The following is a 25301-nucleotide window of genomic DNA, read 5'->3' as shown; positions in this document are numbered from 1 at the left end:
ATGCGCTTAAATTATAGTGAATGGTAAAAAGAAAAATATAAATTAGAAAATTAAAGAATAGAAATGACAACCTATAGTATTGCAAATTGTAAATAAGAATATTCTCAACTAAAGACCGAACATCCTTTCGATCAATTCAGACTACGACATTCTTCATAGATTATATCGAGAAGCTGGGTAATTTTCCATTTATCTCTTTGAAACCCTAAATTACAATGATCTTTGTTAATTCCGTACATATGTGCTCCTTGGCTGTAAGAACTGTATCCAAAAATATTTATTTTCGGATATTTTTCTTTCAAAAATCTGGCAGTTTGAAAACTTCTAAATGTAGGCATCACAATATCTAGCAAACAAACGGAAGGAAAGCAACTAATCTCTTCATCATTGGTAATTAATTCTGTTCCGTTCGCAAAAGCACCGAATAGCTTAAAACGTACATCTCTTTCTACCAATAATGACAGCATTTGTCTAATAATGGAGGAACTATCGACAATTGCTATAGTTATTTTTCTTTTATTAATTAATCTACCATCCATTGTTCAAAATTAGTATCAACAAAAAATAAAAGATGACCAAAAATGTGCAAAAAATATACGTAAAAAACACTATGATTACTAAAAAACTGTAAAGCATACTACTGCAATTTAACATCTTATAGTCGAACATTTAAAGTGGCTTATAAAGTCAAATAAGCACCTTGACAAGTTCTATTTAAATACTGGTCATTACCTTATTAAAGGTATTACGATGTATACCCAAAAATGATGCAATGTAACTGTATGGGAATATTTGAAATATCTGAGGAAAATTATCTTTCAATAATTTTATTTTATCAGTTGCAGTTTTGGCTTGTAATATTCCTACATTTTTTAAAGCCATCACAAGATTTGGTTCCATAATCATAAGTTCCAATTGATAAAACCTTGGAAACTTTTCATATAGACGCTTTACAGCGGCGATATCCAACAAAAGTAGTAGAGCATCATCATAAGCCCTAAAAATCATTTGTGAAGAATTATTTAGTAAATAATCCTCATAATTAAAAACAATTTCTAATAACGAAGAAGGATAATGAAAGCTTGTAATTTGTACAACTCCATCAACATTTAAAATACTGCCATAAACTGAACCTTTAACAATAAGTGCAATAGTATTAACACGTTCACCAGCACAAAACAGTATTTCTTTTCGATGAATCTTTTTAAAAGTCAGAATTTTAGATAGTTCGTAAATTTCTTCCTCATTAAGATTAAAATGTGAAAATTTTTCAGTGATGTAGTGATATATCATTTAAATATTAATTTGTAACGGATAATTGGAAAATTAAATATATGTAAAGACCTATTTAAATAGCAAATATGATAAAAGAACTGTTTAAAATATTATACAATAGAATCTTCAAGAATAGCATGCTTTTTGAATGCCTTTTTCCAGAAAATATAGTAATCATTTAGCTAATGCAACTAAGGGTTTTCAAAAACAAAAAAAAGGTTTTTAAAATATTAAATAACAATCATCTCATAAAATGGACACACAAATAATTGAATATTAAATGTGAAGAAAACGGTTATTCCAAATAGAGTTTAGATCTAATTATAAACCTACTTTCTTTTATATGTCTCTCCATAACGAGTTTAGAATTTTTCAATTCGTATTTTAAGGATACTGTACTCCCATTGAGAAATAAGTGCACAGAATCTTTTATAATTTTATAAGACCCATCACCATCACTGGATTTAAATGAGCCATTCGGTAAAAATAGAACCGTTTCATTTTTAATAGAATCCAACCTATCTCTAGATTCTTCATAACGTGTATTATCAAAATTAAAATAGGTTATTTCTTCGGCAACAAGCTTCCACTTTTTATGGATCGGGTTTTGTTGAGCATGAGATGATAACAATAGCACACTGAAGACTAAAATTATAAGACGATATAAGTTCATATTTTCAAATATATAAATTTAAATTTATTCAATATTTGCAATTTTCAGCATGATCTTTACAACATATTAATTGTAACAATATACTTGAATAAATACAAAATATCTTTTATTAAAAATTATGGCACAAATTATGTAATATAATTATTTCATAAATTAGGTTAATAATTGGTTAGATAAAACGCTTGAGTTTCTCAGACTCAAGCGTTTTTTATGGAATATACCCCTCCCATTAAGGGATCTGTTTTAGAAACTTGTCCTGTCTCTACGTGACCGGCAAAACGCTCCAACCAGTTCGGAAATCCAGTAGCCTCAATAACTAGATCATACCAACCATGACTAGCAGATAACGCAACTACGATACTCTTTTTTTCATTTGGCTTTAAAATAATAGCTTTAGATTGCTGTTGATAACTTGCATCTTTAATGGTCAATTTTCTTTCTTCAGCACTACTATTATGAAAATTCAACTGCACACTACCGGTTAAACAATTACTATAACCTTTTTCAAACTCATAACCACACTTAACAGATATTTCAGGATGATGACTTGTACCACGAAATTCTCTGTAAAAACCATTAGGTGCATATGTTTTAAAATGATAATTTCCGTTCTTAAAAGAAGATAAGTTCCAACTATCTTTTAGCAAATCGCCAGCAGTTACAGCATACTCCCATGTACGCAATAGCTCATTCTCATACGGTTCGATAGCATAAAGTAAAAAAGGAGCTCCATTAGATTTAGATTGATGCACTTGATTTCCTGCCTGGAAAGTGACCTCATATTTTTTATTTTCATGATCAAAATTTCCGTCGACATACAGCTCGTAAGGGATAGGGCAAGACGATTTAATTCCTTTCTCCTGCACTGGAAACAAAGAGAAGCTCTTCGGATCCCTATTGATCTTTACAACCTCTTCCACAGTCAGTGGACGATAGTTCTTGGGTATATCTTTATATTGAGACTTATATACATCTTCGATAAAAGCTTGTTTATCGATATGGTCCACCGGATCTGTTTTATCTTTATTAAAAGGTCGAAAAATAGAAGTCAGATCTCCACAAATACTGCGACGCCAAGTCGTGATATTTTCTTCCCGTATATCTTTACCGAATTTTCGTGCTAAAAAATTTTCTAAAAAACGGAGTGATGAAGTATGATCAAACAATTCCGAATTTACAAAACCACCTCTGGTCCATGGTGATGCAATTACAAGAGGAACACGGTAACCAAGACCGATCGAACTTTCACGAATACGGTCGTCCATAGCAGAAGGATTCGTTTGTTGATCTTTCAATACCCATTCCATTTTTGCATCAATATTGGCCGATACTTTACCTACATCCTGTCGATAAGGATTTGGTGCGGCATAAGGGGGCACATGGTCAAAAAAACCATCATTTTCATCATAAGTAAGGATAAATATGGTTTTTTTCCATACTTCTGGATTTTTCAATAATATTTCCATCACCTCGTTGACATACCATGAACCGAACCATGGTCTACCTGGATGATCAGAAAAATTTGCGGGTGTCATTAACCAAGATACTGTTGGCAATTTATTCTGAGCGACATCATCACGAAATTGATGAAGTACATCTCCTTTTGGAACTTGTAACTTTCGTTCCTCATTGCCGTCTTTATACATCAAAGTAGTTAATGAGTGAAAATCAGGGTCATTACTATTAATGGTAAATGCCTTATTATTGAGTGACTTTTCCCGAGACGTAAGTTTCTCAAAATTACCTATTGTGTAGATCTCTAAACTTTCATCAATCATCCCCAATACTTTTATAGCAGCCTGCAATCTACGTTGATCAGCCTCTTCTGATGGATTTGCGCCGATACGATCGATTTCTTGCTGTACCACTTTTTTACGTTGATTCAGATTATGGACATTACCGGGATGTAGCCTCACATTGTAAGCTTTGAAATATTCCATCACGTTGGTACCAAAATTACCCAGCCAATTGCTTTCCTCTCCGCTGAGGCCAGCGCCTATCGTCAATTCATTTTGGTATATGCGCCACGATATACCTTTCTCTTCCAGTCTTTCTGGAAAAGTCTTCCAATTCAAAGTCGGTTTATTATAATCGCTTATATTCCAAAGATGTGCTTTCGCTTGCGGTTCGTTCTTTTCGCGTACAGTGCCCGTCATCCAGTACCATCTGTTTGGATGTGTCCCCGTGATACTGGAGCAAAAATGCTGATCACAAACTGTAAATGCATCGGCCAGAGAATAATAAAAAGGAAAGTCTGATCGATCACAGTACCCTAATGTTAAAGGAACATCTGCATAATCTTTATTATAAGGTTTCTTAACATTCAACCAACGATCATATTTACCTGCATTACGCGCATCTGTCTGATCAGCCCATCCATGTGGTGTCGAGCCCATCCATGGTGCTTTTGTATCTTTTACATTCAACCTAAAAGGTATATAGGTCTTTCCATCTTCAGTAGATTGTGCCCATACGCTATTTCCATTCGGCAGACTGATCGCCCTTGGGTCATTGAATCCGCGAATACCCTTCAATGTACCATACAGATGGTCAAAAGAACGGTTTTCCTGCATCAAAAAAACAACATGTTCGGCATCATAAAATGTACTACCTGCCTCCGGATTGATCGCCAAAGCTCTTTGTATCGTGGCTGGTAGCATACCTGCCAAAGCGGCACTCCCAGAAAGGAGTGCCGACTTTTTTATAAAATCTCTTCTTGAGCTATTCATGTTCCACTATTATTTAAAAACTATAACGAACTCCTAACTGGATCTGGTATGGATTACCCGTAAACCCTTTAACTCCAGCATTTGGATTTACTTGATAGGTATATTGCCCCGTTTCTTTATTAAAGCCACGGATCGTTGTCAGATTTTGCTTACCCAGGGAATGATCTACACCCCACTCCTTATTCAACAGGTTGGCAAAGTTGAAAACATCAGCAGACACTTCGATAGCATGCGTGCGAAATAAATTAAATTTTTTACTTGCCCGGATATCCCAAACACCATAAAAACCATTTTCCACTCCATTACGTTCTGCTATTTGTCCCAGATGCCCGCTTACATATTCTTTGAATCGTTTATCTGCTTCAGGATTATCAATTATCGACTGAATACCCTCGCGAATAGCAATACTGTTACTACTGTTATTCGGATCAAAAATAAATGCAAGATCATTACTATTGACGAAATCACCATTTACATTTCCATTGACTGCCAGCGAGTAACGTGTACCACCAATACCAGAATAACGAACTCCAAAACTAACCCCATAAAAACTTGGCAATGTTCCGTATAAGACAACTTTATTACGGAAATGACTATCTGAATATGCCATAGTCTCTAGATTACGAGGGTCATCTGCTACCATCAGATTGAGTGTAGCAGAATTTGCGACATTACCATTGTATGAGGTATTATCTTTAGTGTTATTCCAAGTATAGCTAACGGTAAACTGGCCATCTTTATAGTAGCGTGCAGTTGCATCCAACACCAAAGCATATTGATTGACCTTTCCTTCACTCACAAGCTCAAGGACACGGCTTACATCCTTACTTTTCCTTCCTGTTGTCCAATCTGCGGCTCCATTTGTAGCATTGATGCCGCTCATGGGTACAAAGACACCTCTGTTTGCTTCATTCTCAAGACGAAAAACCGGATTATCAACCATATTTCGGTCCACATACATGTAGTTATTCCGCGCCAAAGCCATCGAAAACGTTGCCCCTACACGTATTCTGTCCGAGAAGAAACGGTTATAAGAAAGATTTGCTTTGTATAAAGTCGGGACTTTAATATCCTTGTTGTTCATATTGATCGTACTTACTTTTTCGACACCGGGAAGATTAAATAATTCTTGTCCCGGAGCTGTAAGTGGATCATTGCGATAACCTATAAAGTCTGGTCTAGGAACCAGATCTCCAGAGATATCCACAGAAGCAACTTTAGAGCCATCGTTGAGCATATTATTGACCATTGAATAATTGTTCAGATTAGAACCGAAGATACCAGCACCTATGCGTAAGATATCACGTTGGTTTTCACCAATATCCCATGTCAATTGAAATCTAGGCTGTACCTGAAAAGTACTTACTCCATTGTCTGTACGAAGATCAAGTGCTTTGAAAACAGCCTCATTAAACAGAGGTTTATCAAAATAATGTGTATAATCAGCACGTATCCCAACTGTAAGATCCATACCCGATCCCAGATTAGACTGCGCCTGTGCATATAAGCCCCCATTTAGAACACCCTGTTTAATCGTAGGATCGTCTACCAATGCTACTTCTCTTGCATAACGAAATGGAGTTTGATTGTTAAAATTATCCATTCCACTAAAATAGAAACGTCCATTCATTTCACTAGTTGCTAAAGAACTCAACTTGGTATACATGATGTCAGTACCAAAGGTGTAATTGATTTTATTTTTTGTCCAATATAGATTATCTACTAATTGCACGACATGATTTTTAAATACTTCAGGCAGGTAGCGCTGCCCTCCCAATTGGATATTGGTGTTTACAGGTTTACCCCCAATTGTTGATTCCACATTTTGCACAATTGCCCGTGGTATATTAGCAGACGGTAACTGACTATTTGGGCTGGCATCATCCACGGTATATAGATACTGAACCTTCAGTTCATTGGTCACTTTTGGAGCAAGAGAAGTACGCAATGAAGCCATAAGACTGTTATCTTTCGATAGATGCGATCCATATACCTCATATAAATTTATCGTCGTATTATCAGACACCCCATAATTGTTCATATCACGAACAAAGTTATTGCGCACCGTTAATAGATTTTTCTGGTTCAACTGCCAGTCCACACGTGCAAAGACAGTTGTCGTCGGACGCTTCCGATCAAATGCTCCCGTTTGTTGAGAACCCGCCACACCATATTTATTTCTAGCTATTCCCAAGAATTGGTCTAAGATAGACTGTGTGATATTTAATCGAGACTCGTCCTCCGTAGTTCGAATATCGGCAATATAAAAAGGTCGGGAATCTGCCTGTTGATCCAGGGCAATAAAGAAGTGCGCTTTATCCTTTACAATAGGTCCGCCGAGAGAAAAACCGAACTGATAGGTCGAATATTCCTGGTCGATTTTGTTTCCACGGATATCGTAAGGACTAGACAATCCAGCCGTTCGTCCATAGGTAAACACGCTACCTGTAAAAGTATTCGTACCCGATTTAGTCGCGGTACTGATGGTACCACCACCGGCTCTGCCATAGGTAACATCATACTGGTTGGTCGCAATTTCAAATTCTCGGATTGCTTCCATCGAAACAGAATATGGTCCGCGGTTAGTTGTACCTCCAGATAATGGTCCACGTGAACTCATACCATCAATTGTAAAATTTGTAGATGAGGCAATCTGACCAGACAATTGGCTACCGTTACTCAGTGGAGAAAGATTGATTAAGGATGTAAAATTTCTTCCATTTACAGGCAGACGTTCTAAATCTCTCGCTGTCACAGCAGTTGAAGCTCCGAGGTTTCGGATCGTATTTTTGAGATTAGCGGTTCCTTTCACCTCCACAGTTTCCAAAGTTGTACTGTTCTCGCGTAATACAATATTTAAGCGAAGCTGGTCTCCTTGATTAAGAGCATATCCGTCTTCACGAATTTCACCATAGGCCATATGGTTTACCCGAATAGAATATGGTTTACCTAGCGGTAATTGTTGGAAAAGATACTCACCACTTGAATTGGTGGTTGTCGTAGTTGTAAATCCGGTAGATTCATTTCGTACCATCACTGTAGCTCCCGCCACCAGTTTATTATTGCTGTCACTAATTATTCCCGCAATACTAGCATTAGTTGCCTGAGCATATCCTTCCGAAATATTCACAAGAGAACAAACTGCTGCTATTGGGAATGCTGATAAAAATTTGTGCATTTTAAATGATCGATAATGTAAGGTAAATCTGCGATAATATACTTTCGTATAATTGTTTAGGATAATCCAGCAAAGTTGGACATGTTATTTTTAGTAATCCATTTCCAAACCAAAAGGATTCAAAACATAAAAAATAAAGAAACTGTTTAAGTAGCTTTAAATAGAATGGACAGTATACAGCTTATGTATACTGTCCATCTACACTTTAAAGTATGTGAATATCAAATCTGTCCATAGCGATTACGGATCTCTTCCGGTTCTTCCTGAGCCAACATAAGAACATCCCTTGGATCGATCATTGCCATCAGATTCGTAAATTTTGGCAGAGATCCTTTAGACAATTGCAGGATACTTCTTGCCAATTGTTCTTTACCTACTCCCCACTCCTGTTCCAAGATGAGCTGGATGCCCACTTTAACGATCCCTTGTGATGTTGCTGTAAAATCTCTGACTATTATACTGTTGATATCCATGTTCAGTGCTAATTTTTGATAAATTGGTGTAAGGATGGATTCCACTCAAAACCTAGACTATCGAGTACAGCCACTTCCATGCCTGTAGTGGTTTTCTCACCATTTACACCATTTCTGTAAATGTTACGCAGATCTGAAGGATCAGAAATAAAACGAATGATATCACCACGGTTAGCCGTTTGGATTACCCAATTCTTGTTAGCCTCCCAAGTCCAATCAGAAAGATTTAAGATATTTAGACCACTCAAATTCAATCCAGTACCATATAATTTATTAGGACCTTGAACAAATACCTTTGTACCATAACCATGAATCATATCATTGAAACGACCGAAGATAGCGACCGTATTATTATCAGGTGCTTCAATATTTCCGCCGAATCCGTGATAAACAAAAGTAAGTTTACTGTTTATAATAAAAGCGACTAATGAATCTAGATCATTATACATATTGATCCGCCCGTTTACCGTATCGGAACTCAATCCTTCTGATAATAAATTTTGATATTGTGACTGTACATTTGGAGACAGTCCTAAAGAGTTTAATTTACTGAAACTTTGTTTTGCTGTTTTAGCAACAATGTGTTCAGTCTTTAAATTACCGGATTCTGCTAGTTCTGTTTTGGAGCATCCGAATAACACTCCAATGAGGAGAGTGACAAATAAAAGATTTTTTTTCATGTTTAATTCTGTTTTTAAGGTGATTTAAAACAGTACAAGTTTAAGATCCTTGTTTAAACACATTGTTAACTCAGCAAAAAGCTTGAATTAACTTTAAGTAGTGACATTATTACCTTTTTGTTAATTAAGATATATAGTGTATATTTTACACTCACACCACACTCATTACATGGAAAATTTATCTAAAATCTTCTTCTACACGAATTATTAGTATTCAAAATGCCGATAGGACTAAAATTTTAATCGTTTTTATTTTCCGCCATATATTTAAATACATATATTGACCTAGCTACTTTTCTTTTTTTTAAATACGTTTGTTATATTTCCAGAATAATATGAATACATCAACCTTTTTAATACATGCTCATAAAAACAGTTAAACAGCAGAGTCTAATTTTTCTTGGACTATTATCATTTTCTACCGTCTGTAATGGCCAGCACTCAAAACAATCTTCATTATCACAATACGTGGATCCATATATTGGCACTGGTGGCCATGGACACGTATTTGTAGGAGCCAATGTGCCTTACGGAATGGTACAACTCGGTCCAAATAATATTTCAAACGGATGGGACTGGGTTTCTGGATACCATATTTCGGACTCAACTATTTTGGGTTTTGCACACCAACATCTTAGTGGCACCGGAATTGGTGATCTAGGCGATATTGCACTCCTACCTTTTACAGGAAATGTAGTTTTTGCCCGTGGTAACCACGATAATCAAGACTCTGGAGCATATTCATTCTTCAAAAGAAAAACAGAAAAAATTGAACCGGGTTACTATGCCGTTCATCTGGACAGGTTTGGAGTAGATGTAGAATTGACAACAACTAAACGTGTGGGATTTCACCATTATACGTACCCCGCAAATGAAACTCCAAAAGTATTGATTAACCTCGATGCTGGTACTGGATGGGAAGGCGAAAAAGAAGGAAATCTTATCGTAGAAAATGACAGCACCATATCGGGCTACCGCTATTCTAAAGGATGGGCAAAAAATCAAAAAATTTACTTTACAGCAAAATTCTCCAGACCCATCATATCATATAGATTAGCAGATTCTACAGCTATAAAGGATGGTAAGCAAATTACCGTAACCAGTGCCTATGGTGAACTCATTTTTGCTAAAAGCAAAACGATCAATGATTTACTTGTAAAAGTTGCATTATCACCCGTAAGCATTGAAAATGCCAAGCAAAATTTATCTCAGGAGCTATCCGACTGGAATTTTGAAAGGACAAAACATGAGGCAAATCAGCTATGGGAAAATCAGCTTAATAAAATAGAAATCGAAACAAATGATATTAAGCATAAAAAAATATTTTATACAGCGCTTTATCACACCATGATTGCACCTTCCTTATTCAGCGATGTAAATGGACAGTACATGGGTTCAGATTTTAAAGTTCATAAACTCAACCAGGGTGATAACTATACAATATTCCCGATGTGGGACACTTATCGTGCAGGACATCCTTTAATGAATATTATCCACCAGGAACGGGTACCTGATATGATAAATAGTATGCTCCGTATCTATCAAGAACAAGGTAAGCTTCCTGTCTGGCACCTAGCAGCAAATGAAACAGATTGCATGGTCGGTAATCCAGGCATTAATGTCGTGGCTGACGCCTATCTAAAAGGTATAGATGGATTTGATAAAAACTTAGCCTATGAGGCTATGAAAGCATCTGCGATGAAGGATGACAGAGGACTAAATTCTTATAAAAAATATGGATATGTTCCATTTGATGAGGAGGAAATTGAATCTGTTGCGAAAGGATTAGAGTTTGGTCTGGCGGATTGGAGTCTAGCACAAGTTGCAAAAATGCGCGGTGAGAAAAAAGATTATGATTACTTTTTGAAAAGAAGTAAAGCTTACCAACATTACTTTGATAAAGATCTTCAATTTTTACGTGGTAAAGACTCAAAAGGCAATTGGCGTCAAGGCAAATTTGATCCTTTCCATTCCGCTCATATGGCGCACGATTATACAGAAGGTAATGCTTGGCAATATACATGGTTAGTGCCACATGACGTAAATAATTTTATAAATTTATTTGGTAGCGATGATAAATTTATCACTAAACTTGATTCATTGTTTGTGGTCGAAGGCAATCTCGGAGGTGAGGCATCTCCGGACATCAGTGGACTGATCGGACAATATGCACACGGAAATGAACCTAGCCACCATGTTATATATTTATATAATTATGCAGGACAGCCATATAAAGCTGCAAAAAGGATCCGCGAAACATTAAATAATTTGTACACTGATGCTCCCGACGGCTTATCGGGCAATGAAGATGTAGGCCAGATGTCTGCCTGGTATATTTTATCTTCGCTAGGATTTTACCAGGTTTCGCCCGCCGGTGGTCCATTTGTATTTGGAAGTCCACTTTTTGATCAAGCAACTATAGCTGTTGGTAAAGGAAAAGTGTTAAAGATCAAAGCCAATAACAATTCTGAAAAAAATATCTATATTCAATCCATAAAATTGAACGGAAAATCTTATCTAAAGTCGTATATCTCCTATGAGGATATCATAAAAGGTGGTACACTTGAATTTTATATGGGTGCTACGCCCTCCAAAACATTTGGAATTGATAAAAAAAACAGACCCTTCTCAACTGAATAAACTGTATATATAAAAAGGAAAGTCTCTATGGCTTTCCTTTTTATTCTTCACAAAAGTTATTTATCCGCTCTAGAATTCATCAGTTTACTCGTCGAAAATATGGTATATTAAATGAGGATAAAAAACCTATCTTTGCAACAATTTTATTAAAATCACTGAATTGAATTTAAAATCATTTACAACAATATTGCTATTGATCTGCATCATGATGATGAGTTGCAGTAAAGTTATAATAGTTGTGAATTTTTATGCAAACAGAACCGAAATCGCTTCTAAATATTGTATCAATAAAAACAATATTTCAATGCATTGTAATGGTAGTTGCTTCCTGATGAAAGCTTTAAGAAAAGAAGCTGACAGAAAAAAAGCAATCCAGGAGAATTTTTCAAAATCTACTGTTCTATTTTGTTTTAATTACTTCCCAGCAAATAAAATTGATCATTCTGTACCACACCTAGATAAAAGATATTTAGTAACAACAGTTCCCTTACGAAAAGTGGACCATTTCAATAGATTACTGCGCCCTCCCACTGGCATTAATATATAATATAGTTATTCTAACTACACGCATTGAATTTCAAAACTGATGACTCAATTTGCGATATTTACCAATAACTAATCACATTTACCACTTTTTTTCTTGAAGTTAACTTGAATAATAAAAAGCTCGTCTTTGTTTAATATAGTGTAGTCTAATCGATATATAAAATTTATTAGCCTAAGCTTTACACAGTTGGCAATGATTACTATTGCTATCAAATTAAAGTTCAGCAGTATACAATTGGCATATTTAACCAATGAAATCTATAACAAGTTAATTCGGGGCAGAACAATTCATCTTAGAATACGAGAATAGATTATTGGTACTTCAAATAATCATATCGTGATTTTCTATATTTTTTAATCCTATTTTATATTATCCATCGGTAATCATGTTTCTACAGCGCATATACTTTAAATTTTATATTGTACCTGTCATTATCTTTATTCTTTACAGCCAAAATGCAAATGCACAATCGAGGGATTCCCTAATATTAAACCAATTAGATTCGGCATTTGTAAAAGGTCATATTAGCGAAAAAGATAGATCTAGTTTTCAGACAGCTCGACTCAATATCCATGATCATGAAAATCCACAGGTCACAACAAGTGTAGGTATAAAACTGACGCAGAACAGAAATTATTATACCCAGACTGCAATGCTATCTAATGCAACCGGAGTTACACCTAGCTGGGCAGGTCTAGCACCTAACTTCACTATCCGTGGTTTTAGAACTCGAAGTAATTTTAGAAATGGTTTAAATGCCTATTTACAATACAGTGATGATAATACCAATGTCCAGCAGATAGATGTCATAAAAGGACCCAGCGGAACTTTGTTCGGTGGCGCTAATATGGTTTTTGGCGGACTCATTAATATATTGACTTTTGCTCCTGTTGACAGCACATTTACACATGTTTCACTTGCTGCAGGTAATAATAACCTACAACGCGCAACGATGGAAGTAAACACACCTTTGGATACTGACCATAAAACGCTTTTCAGAATGTCCGGAACTTATATGAACAGGAAAAGTTTTCAAGATCAAGGATTAAACAAAAATATATTTTTTGCACCAAGCTTTAGCCACCAAGTAAATCCAAAATTGAAAGTTAAGTTGGAGGCAGAATTTTTAAATAAAGAAGCAACAAACAGTCCTTTATTTACACCTGCAAACCCACTTGTAAATGGCGCGCCAGTGCATATTCAAAATTCTAAAGATTTGAAACTAGACTATACGCGGTCATATACGGATAATAGCATATTATGGAAAACAACATCGATCAATATGTACGGTAAAGTAAGCTATTTAATTTCTGACCAATGGCAATCAGAAACCAACTTTGCTTCAACATATGGCAGTTCAAAGGGTGATTATCAAACCAATTTATTAGTAGATAATAACAGTTCAGTAGCAAGAAAAGTATTACGCTATGATGCCGAAGACATAACCAATCATCAAATTCAACAAAATTTTATTGGTAATTTCAGTATTGGCAATTGGTATAACAAACTATTAATTGGTTTAGATTACTATCGCTATAGTTATACTGCCAATTATAAAAACGCAGGATATATCGATACTGTATCTAATGATACTCCTATGACATCTACAACATTATTTAGTGAAGATCTGATCTCAAAAAAAGTTTTATCTAAACTACCGAGCCATACGACAGCACCTCAAAATACATACTCTGCATATATTTCCAATGTCCTCAAACCATTTGATGCATTATCAATTATGTTAAGTGCAAGATATGACCGGTTAATTAACTTAGGCACAAAGGATATCTCTACAGCAACCCGTACTGGAGCATATAAACAAAGCTCCATAACACCAAAGATAGGTCTTACCTACCAGTTCATACCCAAAACTTTTACCATATTTGCAAACTATATGAGTGGTTTTCAAAACATAGCTCCAACGAGTATTGACGGAGTACTGTATAATTTTAAACCGCAGTATGGTACACAGTGGGAATCGGGCATTAAAGCTTCTTCTCCTAATCAAAGAATGGATGTTACAATAAGTTATTATAATATTCAAGTCCATAATACCGTAATGACTGATCAGCATGATGTCACTAGATATACCCAAGGGGGAAAGCAATATAGCCGTGGTGTGGAAGTGGATATGCAAACTCAGCCCATTAGAAATTTATTCCTTCATGGGGGGCTTGCCTATAATGATAGTAAAATAACAATCGGCGAAGGGACAACGAAGGGCCTAAGACCAGTAAATGCTGGACCTGAATGGTCGGCAACCTGGTATGCTAATTATCAATTATTGATAGATGCTGAAAGTAAATGGACTTTAGGGCTGGGTGGCAACTTTATTGGTAAAGATTTAATTATCAACAATACTACGGCAGGTACTTTTTCTACGGACAATTATACGTTATTTAATAGTACAGTAGCTTACCATCATAAAAAATTTACTTGTAATCTTACAGCTGATAATCTTTTAAATGAACACTACTATTATGGCGGTCGAGGATTTATTTCGCAAGGCAATTTACGCCAATGGATATTGTCAATGTCACTTAATCTATAAAATTATTTAAAAAATAATGCCTATTTAAATACCATGTTGGATAAAACTATTAAACCTAAAATTCTCTCCTGAATTTTAGGTTTCCCTAAGAAAAACATTCATTTCGGGTTGAATAACATATCATTGGAAAGGGACACTTTTAGGAATAAAACATGCTATTAACGCACATTACTAGCAATTCTCTTGTCAGCAATTTTTTTTATCCATCAATACCGATGCAAAATAAAGTTTCTCCCTTATTTACAGGTGGTGTACCAACCTTATAAAGTATAACTCCCGTTGCTGAGGCAAGTATTGTATTGATCCTATTCCCAAATATATCGGTAATATAGCCAATCTCGTTACCTTTAATAACATGATCTCCGGCTTTTAAAGTGCTATAAAATATACCTTGAACGGGCACCGAAATATACGCTTGTTGGGTATATCTGATCTTTTTGGTATCAATAGGTTGAAACGTGTGGTCATGATACATATTTAAAGCAGATAGTATACGATAAATCGCATCATTTGTCTTCGTTATTTCATTTTCATGCGAATTACCCAATTTTCCGATCTCAATACTCAAAGCGGTAATTCCCTGTCTCACGGCCTGTTTAAAAGCATACATAGCCGGTTGATTTGCATCAAGATTATAATCATATGATACAATCGTATCAAATCCGCTAATCTCACTTAGAAAAGCTGCCTGTTTGGTCTGTTTGTGAAATTCATGATTGTTATAATAACAAATAAAAGGAATAAGATCTTCACCTACATCTCCACCATGCATATCCAAAAGGATATCTGTAGTACTAAAGACTTCTCGGGTAAGGAAATCTGCCATCATTTCGGTCATACTTCCATTGGAATCACCGGGAAAAACCCTGTTTAAGTTTTTACTGTCTATCGGATTAACAAAAGGAGTTCGTCCATAAAAGGCCGGTACATTGACAATCGGAATGATAATTAGATTACCCTTGAGTTTTTTAGGATCAATTTCTTTACGCAACTGCAACAAAGAAAGTATTGTCGGATACTCCATACCATGAATGCCTGCCATAATGGTGAAAGTAGGACCTTTTTTAGCTCCACTGATCAGCGTTATCGGTATACCTACAGCCAGGCTATCGGTAGATTTGATTCGAAATGAAGTATCTATTACAGTTGATTTTTCTTGATTCAGAATATTTTTAATGCTTGATATCTGAGCCTTTGTTGATTGAAATACCATTAGCATAAACATTATTAAAAGAATTTTTTTCATAAAACAACCATTAATGCAATAATGTTGCAAATATACATAAAACTGTAGAATTGGCAATACCGATGCTATAAAATAAAAAGAGTTACAACTTTCGATGTAACTCTTTAAACTTAATAGACAAAATCTTACTTCAATAAAATTAATCCATTGTTATATTTCTAAATGAACTTATCATTATTATAAGCACTTTTATTATCATTAAGGTTTATCCCACCAAACCCGAGAAGTCATTTGGTCACCTTTATCTAATCGTCCAACAGCTTGCTGATAATTGGTAGCATTGACTGCTGCTTCTTCTGTTGGATAGGTAAATCGTCTCGGGATAGTGCCATTTGTTGCATTACCAATATAATTGACCTGCTTTAATACCGGATATCCAGATCTTCTCCAGTTAGCAAAAGACTCATACTCATCAGAAAATGTATTGATGTAATATTGCGTATTGATCTGTTCTAAAGCTTTGGAATCCGTAAATGGATTTTGTGTTAAATAACGTGCAATTGCAGCATCATCTATTCCCGTAATGTTAAATTGGGTAAATTGTTTCATGGCGGCTCGCACCCCTGCTTCATAGTAGCTTTTAGCAGATCCGGAGATCCAACCTCTTTGCGCTGCTTCAGCTAACAAAAGTTGATTTTCTGCAAATGTCACTAGAAATGTAGGTGCATCAAGACGAGCATAAGTATATCTATTGACAACAGAATAATTATTTATCGATCCAGGAAATAATGGATAATCTTCAATAAAAGTCGCTCCGCCGTCATTTTGGTCATAACCATTAGGCATCCCCAATTGCTTACTAGCAGTCGTATCGCCCCTTGACCAACGAGAATCATCTACTTTAATTTTAGGATCTGCTACTACTGTTGCAATAAATCGTAATCTTGGATCGTTGGTATTTTTCAGCAAATTGATAAAAGATTCACTCATACGGTAAGCATTAGGATCTTCGTGTGCATAAATCTTTGCAAAGGGCTCAGCACTATTGTTGGCTGTTACCGCTCCTGGATGTAGTACAAGAGCACTTTCGTCGTTACTCGTAAAGAGACCTCCCGTAACTGCTGTATTGACCCAAGTCTTAGCCAGGTCAGCATTTACTTTAGAAAGACGCATACCCAAGCGCAGCATCATCGAATAGGCAAATTTTTGCCATTTGACCACATCACCTTGATATATAATATCTGCAGTGCCAATCGTAGAAGTCTTACCATTCAGGTTGGTCGAAGCTTCCTTAAGCTCTTTAAGCATATCCAAGTAAATAGACTCCTGGGTATCATAGACAGGATATCCTTTTCCTTGATAATATGCTAGTCCTGCCTCAGAGTAAGGGACATCACCATAAAGATCGGTCATTCTATGAAAGATAAGAACTTTCATGATCCGTGCCATTTGGTACTCGGTATAAAAATTCTCTTTATCTTTCCAGTTCTCCATCAGATCCACAACATCGCGCACACCATTGGGATACATCCGATCCCAATATGCTGCATTATAACCAGCGCTATAGGTATACTTATCGCCATTCCAATAACTTTCAACAGATGCAGTGTGCTGAATCATGGTACTGATATAGATCAAGCCATTACGCCAGGCTTCATACTCTGTACCGTAGCCATATTGCTGTACATTGGTAAAAAGCAATTTATAATCCATATTGTCTTTTCCTATGGCTTCAGGATCGACATTCACATCTCCAAATTTAGTACAAGAGGACAATCCAAGTCCCAGTACAGCGCAGAGGTATAATAATTTCGTTTTCATTTTTTCTTTCTTTTTCCGGTTTCTAATTTTCAATCTGATCGTTTAGCAAGCCGCTAAATCATTCTTTTTAGAATTTTAGATTAAGGTTAAAACCAACATTACGTGTCATTGGATAACCGTTCAATTCAAGCCCTTGGGCATTGCTCGTGTTATAAGCAGATTCTGGATCTATATTAGGCGTATTTTTATGGATCGTCCATAAATTACGTCCTACTAAAGATAGAGAAGCACTTCTAAAAGGTGTTTTCGATAAGAATGAACTTGGTAACCTGTATCCAAAAGAGATCTCTCTTAATTTAACAAAACCAGCATCATACACAAACTCCTCGGTAAACGATTGATCGACGACATATTTCCAGTACGTTTCTGCATCAACAGCAGTGGTATTCGCTGTACCAGAAAGATTTACTCCTTTTCCAACGATTTTACCTTCTCTACCTTCCAAAGTAGCCTTATGTAAGCCCGATCCGTATAAATTTAGGTTGGTACCTGAAAAGATCTTTCCACCTAACTTGACATCCAACAACATACCTAAACTAAAATTCTTATAGGTAAAGTCATTTCTAAAGCCGCCAGTAAATCTATGCACACCGCTGCCAAGTACTTCTACAGCATCAGAGCGAACAGGAAGACCTTTATCATCAAAAATACGATTTCCAGAAACATCAGTTTTATATTTGTATCCAACGATCTGTCCATAAGCTAAGCCAACAACATTCTGTACAGAAGCATTTCCCGATCTTGAAAGACCTCCCTCAAAAATTAAATTATTTTGAGCCCCAAGACTCAAGACTTCACTATCATTGAAAGCAAAGTTAATGGAACTCTTCCATTTAAAATCTGTAGCGCGTATTACATCACCGTACAATAAAACTTCAATACCTTTGTTACGGAGCTCACCTATATTTTGCATTGCAGATGAATAACCCGATCCCGTACTTGTGGTCACCTGAACAAGATCATCAGTTGTTGTTTTTTGATAAACAGCCAAATCTAACCCCATTCTATTACCCCAAAATTCAAGATTTGCTCCAGCTTCCCATTCCGCGATTCGCACAGGTTTCAAATTGGCATTTGGAACTGTCGAATTTTTAATCGTTCCGATTGGTTGACCCTGAATCTCAAATGATTGCATTTGGTATGCCAATGCCGTTCGATAAGCGCTAGTTCCATTGGACGATGCAGCTCGAGACAACCTCAATTTACCCATATTGATCCATTCTGGTAACTTAAGGTGGTCGGTAAAGACGTAACTTAAACTAGCTGATGGATACAGGTAACCATTATTTTCTGGATCAAGTGTTGAAAACCAATCGTTACGAGCCGATAAGTTTAAAAACAGGAAATCTTTATAGGCAAAATCAGCAGTACCATAAAAAGATTTTACTAGATATTCATCATATAGCTTCTTAAAAGTACGTGTGCCCGCTGCCACATTCCCTGTCGAATAAAAACCATCTAAAATGAAAGGACGAATTCCGCCGTCGGTTCCCCAGGTTTCGCTACGCGTTTTTTGGTGATTCCCACCGACAGTTGCCGAGATAGAAAAATCACCTAACTTTTTCTTGGCCCCGATCAGGTAGTTAAAATTTGTTTCTTCAAACTCGTTATTATATTCATTGATATATCCATTAGGGTCGGCAGAAGCACCTTTAGGTTGAACCTGTTTGAAAGCGAGATTGAAACCGTCTCTTGTAACAGCTCCCTGCGCATACAACCAATCGGTAATATCATAACGCAAATTGAATCCACCTGTGAGTCTTTTCTTAGTTGACTTATTAGACTTACGGTTTTGCAAAAAATAAGGGTTATTAAAATAAACGTTGTTTCCGGGTTGCAGTTCCTTTCCAAATTCATCTACCTCCGCCTCTAGCCAACGAACATCATAAGTATTTGCTAAGTAAAGAAGACTGGCATTTGTGTTACCATTTCCATCCGAAAGATTTGCGCGATTATTGACAAATTCGAACATATAATTGGCATTAATACCCAATTGTACCTTTGGCGTAATTTTGTAAGTGGTATTTAAATTGGCTCCTCTTTGGTTTGATTTAGCATTGGGAAGAATAGAACCTTCGTACATATTATTTAGACCAAGACGAAAAGTTGATTTTTCGTCACTTCCGCTAACCGCTACAGACGTTTGGTTGCTTAAACCTGTACGGTAGAAGTTTTTCCAATTATCGATAGGTGAATAGGCATAATTATTTCCAAATTTGTTGACGGCTTGACTTCCGTCCATTTTCGCTCCCCAACTTTGGTTATAGGTATCATTTGCCGCACCGATAGCAGCAGGTTTAATCCCCTGTCTTCCCTGCCCATAGGTATCTTGAAAATCACGAAAATCATATATTGTATTAACGGTCATATTATTATTCAAATCGACACCAATACCTTGACTTCCCTTCCCAGATTTGGTCGTGATCATAATTACACCATTTCCACCTCTGTATCCGTAAAGTGCTGAAGCCGCTGCTCCTTTTAATACCTGAATATTTTCAATATCATCGGCATTGATGCTATTCAAACCATCACCCATATCCATTCCTCCATACTGTCCAGCAGAACCTTGATTACTATTGGTTAAAGGAATACCATCGACAACGTATAATGGCATATTGTTACCTGTCATTGAAGCAGCACCACGAATAACCACACGGCTACTTCCTCCCAATCCTGTTGAATTACCTGCAACACTTACACCGGCCACTTTACCACTTAATGCATTACCTAAATTGGGGTCACGAGCAGCAGTGAAATCATCTCCTTTTACAGAAGTGGTTGAATAACCCAATGATTTCTTTTCACGCATGATACCTAATGCTGTAACGACAACTTCCTCCATCTGCGTACTTGAAGCTGTTAATCGTAAATCAAGTGAAGTTTTATCTCCAACCATGACCTCTTGAGTTTCATAACCGATAAAACTGACAATAAGCGACTGTCCTGCGTTTGCCGCAATTGTATATCGGCCAGTTGCGTCAGATTGAGTAGCAATGTTAGTTCCTTTCACACTGATGGTCACTCCTGAAATTCCTTGTCCAGTACCAGCGTCCTTTATCGTACCGCTTATTGTTTTTTGAACATGCAATGCACTAATATCCGTGTTGGCAAAGGATAAAGCAGTTGCTGCATGAACCTGTGAATAACTTGTTGCGAGAGCGACAAGCGGTATTATCCACTGCTTGGTCGACATCGCTACTTTGATTTTGTCAGAATGCCACATAGTTTTTAAATAAATGAAATAGTTTACAATTGTTAAGAACAGATTATCTGCCCTTAAAGCACAAAACAAACGATTGTTTTATGGCGCTGTAAAAGTAATATAATAATTGTAATTATGACATATAAAAGTAGAAATAATACCTATTTAAAACCTTTTAGCTCATACCATGAAGTTAAAATGATCAACTAAATTTTTATTAAAAAACCGATTTTTCTATACCGACAATTTGACGTTGGATCTGCCTGATCAAAATAGCGCAATTCTTTGTCTATTGGAAGAACCTCCTAAATAAAAAATGGTCGGAATTTCTTCCGACCATGACTAATTTTCATTACCTTTTTATTTTTAATTGATTGTGACAGCAAAACTATATTCGTCTGGTGGCAGGCATTGCGAAGCATCACAAGCTTGCCATTCCACTGATCCTTTTACAGTAGCTTTTCCATTTTTAAGCGCTACTTTTTGCTGAAAGATAACTTCATTGGTGAAATAGCCAACATCCATTTTAAACACTTCTTCGTGTTTTATTTTTGGTTTTGGCTCAGCAGTTTTACCTGTCAAAGTATAGTCTGTTGCTTTTCCAAATGTAAAAGAAGTTGGAATGGGTCCGCCATCTTTTATATTTTGAGAATATATATGCCAACCGTTCTGTATGGTTGCTTTTATAAAAACAACAGCTTCTTTATTGTTCAATTTTTTGCTGGCCACAGTCCATTTTACAGGTTTGTGAATTTGAGCAAATGCTCCTGTTGCAACAGATACAACAGCAAGAATTAATAATACGATTTTTTTCATGATATATAAATTAAGTTTATTTTTAAGATTGAAATAATATTCTATTTAGCTTAAAACAAGCTATCAAAAATCTTTTTCTATTAAAATTATTAGTATCCAAAAATCTCTTTAAGATTGATTTTACTTATGTTTCCAAGCCCTATCATATCTTCTTCTTTCAAATCTTTTTCATCACCTAGGATACAATAGATATACGGTTTATGACTCATATTATTCGCATGAAAAACTTTTAGGTCATTATAAGTTAGTTCAGGTATTTTTTCATAAATCACTTTTCTCGAATCTTCCGAAAGTCCAAGACGCTGCGCTCCCAGATAACTCGACAGAATTGCTGAACCAGTGATTCGCTCGCTTGCCATTGACTTCATCAGATTAGTACGCACAGATTCCAGACCTACAGTTGACTCTGGTAACTCATTCAATAATTCATTCATTCCAACTACAGCATCTTTAAATTTATCGGTTTGCGTACCAATATAAGCACCGACCATGCTGTGGTTTTGCTTCTTTTGAGGCTGTCCGTAGTAAGCATAGGTTGTATAGGCTAAAGCTTTGGATTCACGTAACGTTTGAAACACGATGCTTCCCATTCCTCCGCCAAAATATCCATTAAAAAAAGAAACTGTTGGCATTTGGTTCTTATCAAATAGACCTGCGTTTCTAAACCAAAATACTTCAGCCTGTTTCATCGGATATTGGGCAAATAACACTTGATTTTTATCTGTTGGCTTTTCCTCAAATTTCAGACCTTTTTCGATTGTAAAGTATGAAACATCATTACTTTTCAGCGGTTTTAAATTTTTCACTAAATCATTTACCGCCAACGGACCATAGTACAATATTGTATGTTTTGCTTTGGCCAGATTATGTAATAAAGAAACCAGATCAGCGGCCTTTAATCCATCTAATTCCTCATCCGTATATGTGTAATTAAATGGATTTTTAGCACCATATTTTGCGTAAGATTTTAGTCCCTCCATGATTGCGGCCTTATTCTCTTTCGCATTTGCACGAGATTTTTTCAAACGCCCGATATACGCCTTGAATGCTTCCTCATTAACAGTACAATGATGCAACAGATCGTGTAATAGACCTACAGATTCTTTAAAATTACTATTCAGACCAGCGATGGAAATTTTACTTTCTTCGTTACCCGAACCTGCCGTAAAATCGGAAGCCAGTTTATAAAATGCTTGACTAAACTCTTCACTAGTTTTATCTTTTGTACCTAAAAACTCCAGATATCCTACCGCTAGCCCCAATAACTTATTGTCCCAACGTCCAAAATCAAATTGATAAGTTAGACTAAAAAGTTCATTTTCTTTATTTTGAACAGCAAGTACTTCCAGATCCTGCAATTTTGATTTTGATAGATCTGTATTATAATCAAGCCATTTCGCTTTAATATCTTGCTCAGGCATGGCATTGATCTGTTTCAAAAATGCCGATTCAACATTCCGATTAACAGTGATCGGGGTAATTGCCGGTTTAACAACTTTTTCAATAGCAGCATCCTGGCCCTTCTGCTTCAAGATCGTCACATAGTTAATATCGGAAAGATACTTATTGGCGAAACGGACAATATCGTCTTTAGTAATAGTGGATAAGCGATCGGTATAAGCCAATTCCTTTGCCCAGTCCAGTTCAGAAGTAAAACTTGACATGAGTTGCTCCGCTATACTGTTATAACTTTCAAAAAGTTTAATCTGTGATTTCTTTTCATTATTAACAATCGAAGTAAGGAGTTCTTCTGAAAACTCACCTTTTCTCAACTTGTCCAGTTCGAGCAACAACAGTTTCTTGACATCCTCCAGATTCTGACCTGCTCCAGGGTTACCCTGAAGAATCAGCATGGAATAATCTTTCAGTACATATGGAAATGCTCCTGCCCCTAATAGTTTTTGCGATTTCACAAGATCTAAATCGATCAACCCTGCAGATCCATTAGTCAGTACATTGGCCATCAAATTAAGTATCTGAGCATCCGGATTGGCAGCTCCCGGAAAACGAAATCCCATCAATAGATATTCCGAAGATGGACCAAGAATCGTTTTTGAAATTGGACTTGTAATCGGCTGCTCGTTTTCAAAGGTATACGCAGGAACCGGTTTCGATTTCATCGCGGAAAATGCGTTATCAATACGCATAATAACATCTGTAGGATTAAAATCACCCGACATGATAATCCCCATATTATTAGGAACATAATAAGTGTTATAATATTCACGGATAGCTTTTAATGACGGGTTTTTTAAATGCTCTACCGAACCTAAAACCGTTTGTTTTCCGTAATTGTTATTCGGGAACATAGCTGCAAATATGGCCTCAATTGATTTTCTATTATCGTTGTCCAAACTAATGTTCTTCTCTTCATATACTGACTCCAGTTCGGTATGGAATAGACGAAGGATAGGATTTCGAAATCTTTCTGCCTGAACAGCCAAATATTTATCAATAACATTGTTAGGAATATCTTCCACATATACAGTCTGCTCAAACGAAGTAAACGCATTGGTTCCTTTTGAACCCATACTGCTCATTAACTTATCATATTCGTTTGGAATAGCATATTTGGCAGCCTCTCCCGATACACGATCTATTTCTTTATAAATAGCTGTACGCTCTGCTTCGTCTTTACTATGATTGTATTTCTCATAAAGATTATCAACTTGATCCAACAAAGGCTTCTCTTTAGACCAGTCTAAACTTCCAAATTTATCTGTCCCCTTAAAAAGCATATGCTCTAGGTAATGTGCCAAACCAGTATGCTCCTTAGGATCGGTTTTACTACCAGCTTTTGTAGCAATATAAGCCTGAATACGGGGTTGCTTTGCATTGGGGCTAAGGATAACCGTTAATCCATTTTTTAACTTATAAAAACGTGTCTGGACTGGATCGTTGGTTACATATCGGTAAGCATAGCCACCGTCAGTAGTCTCCTTCCACTGAAACTTTGTGCTTTGTGCAAAGGAGCTACTGGTAATAAACAATAGATAAACATATCCTACTGTTTTTAGTACTCTGTTCATAAAAATATTATTTTAAAATGTGATTGGTAGCAGATAATCAATAATAAAAAGTATTATTTACAACAATATTCGCAATAAACAACATAATATACAACCAAGACACATGATAACAATAAATTTTATTGAAAAACAAGAATAAACCATCAATATATTCAGAAATACAATTAACATAAAGGAAGATGACATAATTTTTATTGTTTTTTTAACCTCATATAAATCAGCGGAAAATGAATAAAATTCACCAAATCAAAACTGTCTTTCGATTAAAATATGAGCTTATGAAAATCGTTGCAAAATCTGTTGGAGCGTTATTTTGGGAGATTTTAATATTCCTAACTGGCTTTTTCCGATTTTGGATCGGAACAATGACGATATATTATTGTAACTTCCGAACAAGCTTCATTAATTTCATTCTTTATTTTTTTGGCAAGTACCTTTTCGTCATTCTTTCCATCTCATGTGGATATTCATCAAATTTTATAAATATTAAGAATAAGA

At 36.0% G+C, this 25301-nt stretch carries 14 protein-coding genes; 2 read left to right on the top strand and 12 right to left on the bottom strand.

Annotated features, from left to right (window positions below; genetic code table 11):
- Positions 1–131: 131 nt before the first annotated feature.
- The 7 genes from M2265_RS22575 to M2265_RS22545 all read right to left on the bottom strand — a co-directional run bounded on the left by M2265_RS22575 (position 132) and on the right by M2265_RS22545 (position 9008).
- Positions 132–539, bottom strand: coding sequence for a response regulator transcription factor (locus M2265_RS22575; RefSeq protein WP_132770493.1), 408 nt, complete (start codon positions 537–539; stop codon positions 132–134).
- A 175-nt stretch (positions 540–714) separates the two neighbouring features.
- Positions 715–1293 (bottom strand): Crp/Fnr family transcriptional regulator, encoded by a 579-nt coding sequence (locus M2265_RS22570; protein ID WP_132770495.1) that lies wholly within the window; start codon positions 1291–1293, stop codon positions 715–717.
- Positions 1294–1570: 277 nt separating this feature from the next.
- A complete protein-coding gene (locus M2265_RS22565; protein ID WP_132770497.1) occupies positions 1571–1948 on the bottom strand; it encodes a hypothetical protein in 378 nt (125 codons plus the stop codon).
- Between the two features lie 197 nt (positions 1949–2145).
- Positions 2146–4677, bottom strand: coding sequence for a phosphocholine-specific phospholipase C (locus M2265_RS22560; protein WP_132770498.1), 2532 nt, complete (start codon positions 4675–4677; stop codon positions 2146–2148).
- Positions 4678–4690: 13 nt separating this feature from the next.
- Positions 4691–7855 carry a TonB-dependent receptor gene (locus M2265_RS22555; RefSeq protein ID WP_132770500.1) on the bottom strand — a complete coding sequence of 1055 codons (3165 nt, stop codon included), beginning with the start codon at positions 7853–7855 and terminating at the stop codon, positions 4691–4693.
- Between the two features lie 221 nt (positions 7856–8076).
- A complete protein-coding gene (locus tag M2265_RS22550; RefSeq protein ID WP_132770502.1) occupies positions 8077–8328 on the bottom strand; it encodes a hypothetical protein in 252 nt (83 codons plus the stop codon).
- 8 nt (positions 8329–8336) lie between these two features.
- A complete protein-coding gene (locus M2265_RS22545; RefSeq protein ID WP_132770503.1) occupies positions 8337–9008 on the bottom strand; it encodes a hypothetical protein in 672 nt (223 codons plus the stop codon).
- 360 nt (positions 9009–9368) lie between these two features.
- On the opposite strand from M2265_RS22545, the gene M2265_RS22540 reads away from it, so the two are divergent.
- Together M2265_RS22540 and M2265_RS22535 are read left to right on the top strand one after the other, a co-directional pair.
- Positions 9369–11648: a GH92 family glycosyl hydrolase gene (locus tag M2265_RS22540; RefSeq protein ID WP_132770505.1), complete on the top strand. Its 2280-nt coding sequence runs from the start codon at positions 9369–9371 to the stop codon at positions 11646–11648.
- A 932-nt stretch (positions 11649–12580) separates the two neighbouring features.
- A complete protein-coding gene (locus tag M2265_RS22535; protein WP_132770507.1) occupies positions 12581–14746 on the top strand; it encodes a TonB-dependent siderophore receptor in 2166 nt (721 codons plus the stop codon).
- Between the two features lie 199 nt (positions 14747–14945).
- On the opposite strand, the gene M2265_RS22530 is transcribed toward M2265_RS22535, so the two are convergent.
- The 5 genes from M2265_RS22530 to M2265_RS22510 form a co-directional block, all read right to left on the bottom strand.
- Entirely contained in the window at positions 14946–15992 is a 1047-nt protein-coding gene (locus M2265_RS22530; RefSeq protein WP_132770509.1) for a succinylglutamate desuccinylase/aspartoacylase family protein, read from the bottom strand.
- 198 nt (positions 15993–16190) lie between these two features.
- A complete protein-coding gene (locus M2265_RS22525; protein WP_132770510.1) occupies positions 16191–17753 on the bottom strand; it encodes a SusD/RagB family nutrient-binding outer membrane lipoprotein in 1563 nt (520 codons plus the stop codon).
- A 67-nt stretch (positions 17754–17820) separates the two neighbouring features.
- Positions 17821–20979 carry a SusC/RagA family TonB-linked outer membrane protein gene (locus M2265_RS22520; RefSeq protein ID WP_243655425.1) on the bottom strand — a complete coding sequence of 1053 codons (3159 nt, stop codon included), beginning with the start codon at positions 20977–20979 and terminating at the stop codon, positions 17821–17823.
- A gap of 345 nt (positions 20980–21324) precedes the next feature.
- Positions 21325–21774 (bottom strand): protein-disulfide reductase DsbD N-terminal domain-containing protein, encoded by a 450-nt coding sequence (locus M2265_RS22515; RefSeq protein WP_132770512.1) that lies wholly within the window; start codon positions 21772–21774, stop codon positions 21325–21327.
- An 89-nt stretch (positions 21775–21863) separates the two neighbouring features.
- On the bottom strand, positions 21864–24803 hold the full coding sequence (locus tag M2265_RS22510; protein WP_132770514.1) for a M16 family metallopeptidase: 2940 nt from the start codon (positions 24801–24803) through the stop codon (positions 21864–21866).
- Positions 24804–25301: the final 498 nt, after the last annotated feature.

This window comes from Sphingobacterium kitahiroshimense, from assembly GCF_025961315.1.
GTDB lineage: Bacteria > Bacteroidota > Bacteroidia > Sphingobacteriales > Sphingobacteriaceae > Sphingobacterium > Sphingobacterium anhuiense.
The sequence above is the reverse complement of the archived record's forward strand: the minus strand, read 5'-3'. Positions and strand labels throughout refer to the sequence as shown.

Bases quoted from the DNA above. Each gene is read 5' to 3' on its own strand.
- M2265_RS22575 (WP_132770493.1), bottom strand. From the start codon at position 539: ATGGATGGTAGATTAATTAATAAAAGAAAAATAACTATAGCAATTGTC.
- M2265_RS22570 (WP_132770495.1), bottom strand. From the start codon at position 1,293: ATGATATATCACTACATCACTGAAAAATTTTCACATTTTAATCTTAAT.
- M2265_RS22565 (WP_132770497.1), bottom strand. From the start codon at position 1,948: ATGAACTTATATCGTCTTATAATTTTAGTCTTCAGTGTGCTATTGTTA.
- M2265_RS22560 (WP_132770498.1), bottom strand. From the start codon at position 4,677: ATGAATAGCTCAAGAAGAGATTTTATAAAAAAGTCGGCACTCCTTTCT.
- M2265_RS22555 (WP_132770500.1), bottom strand. From the start codon at position 7,855: ATGCACAAATTTTTATCAGCATTCCCAATAGCAGCAGTTTGTTCTCTT.
- M2265_RS22550 (WP_132770502.1), bottom strand. From the start codon at position 8,328: ATGGATATCAACAGTATAATAGTCAGAGATTTTACAGCAACATCACAA.
- M2265_RS22545 (WP_132770503.1), bottom strand. From the start codon at position 9,008: ATGAAAAAAAATCTTTTATTTGTCACTCTCCTCATTGGAGTGTTATTC.
- M2265_RS22540 (WP_132770505.1), top strand. From the start codon at position 9,369: ATGCTCATAAAAACAGTTAAACAGCAGAGTCTAATTTTTCTTGGACTA.
- M2265_RS22535 (WP_132770507.1), top strand. From the start codon at position 12,581: ATGTTTCTACAGCGCATATACTTTAAATTTTATATTGTACCTGTCATT.
- M2265_RS22530 (WP_132770509.1), bottom strand. From the start codon at position 15,992: ATGAAAAAAATTCTTTTAATAATGTTTATGCTAATGGTATTTCAATCA.
- M2265_RS22525 (WP_132770510.1), bottom strand. From the start codon at position 17,753: ATGAAAACGAAATTATTATACCTCTGCGCTGTACTGGGACTTGGATTG.
- M2265_RS22520 (WP_243655425.1), bottom strand. From the start codon at position 20,979: ATGTGGCATTCTGACAAAATCAAAGTAGCGATGTCGACCAAGCAGTGG.
- M2265_RS22515 (WP_132770512.1), bottom strand. From the start codon at position 21,774: ATGAAAAAAATCGTATTATTAATTCTTGCTGTTGTATCTGTTGCAACA.
- M2265_RS22510 (WP_132770514.1), bottom strand. From the start codon at position 24,803: ATGAACAGAGTACTAAAAACAGTAGGATATGTTTATCTATTGTTTATT.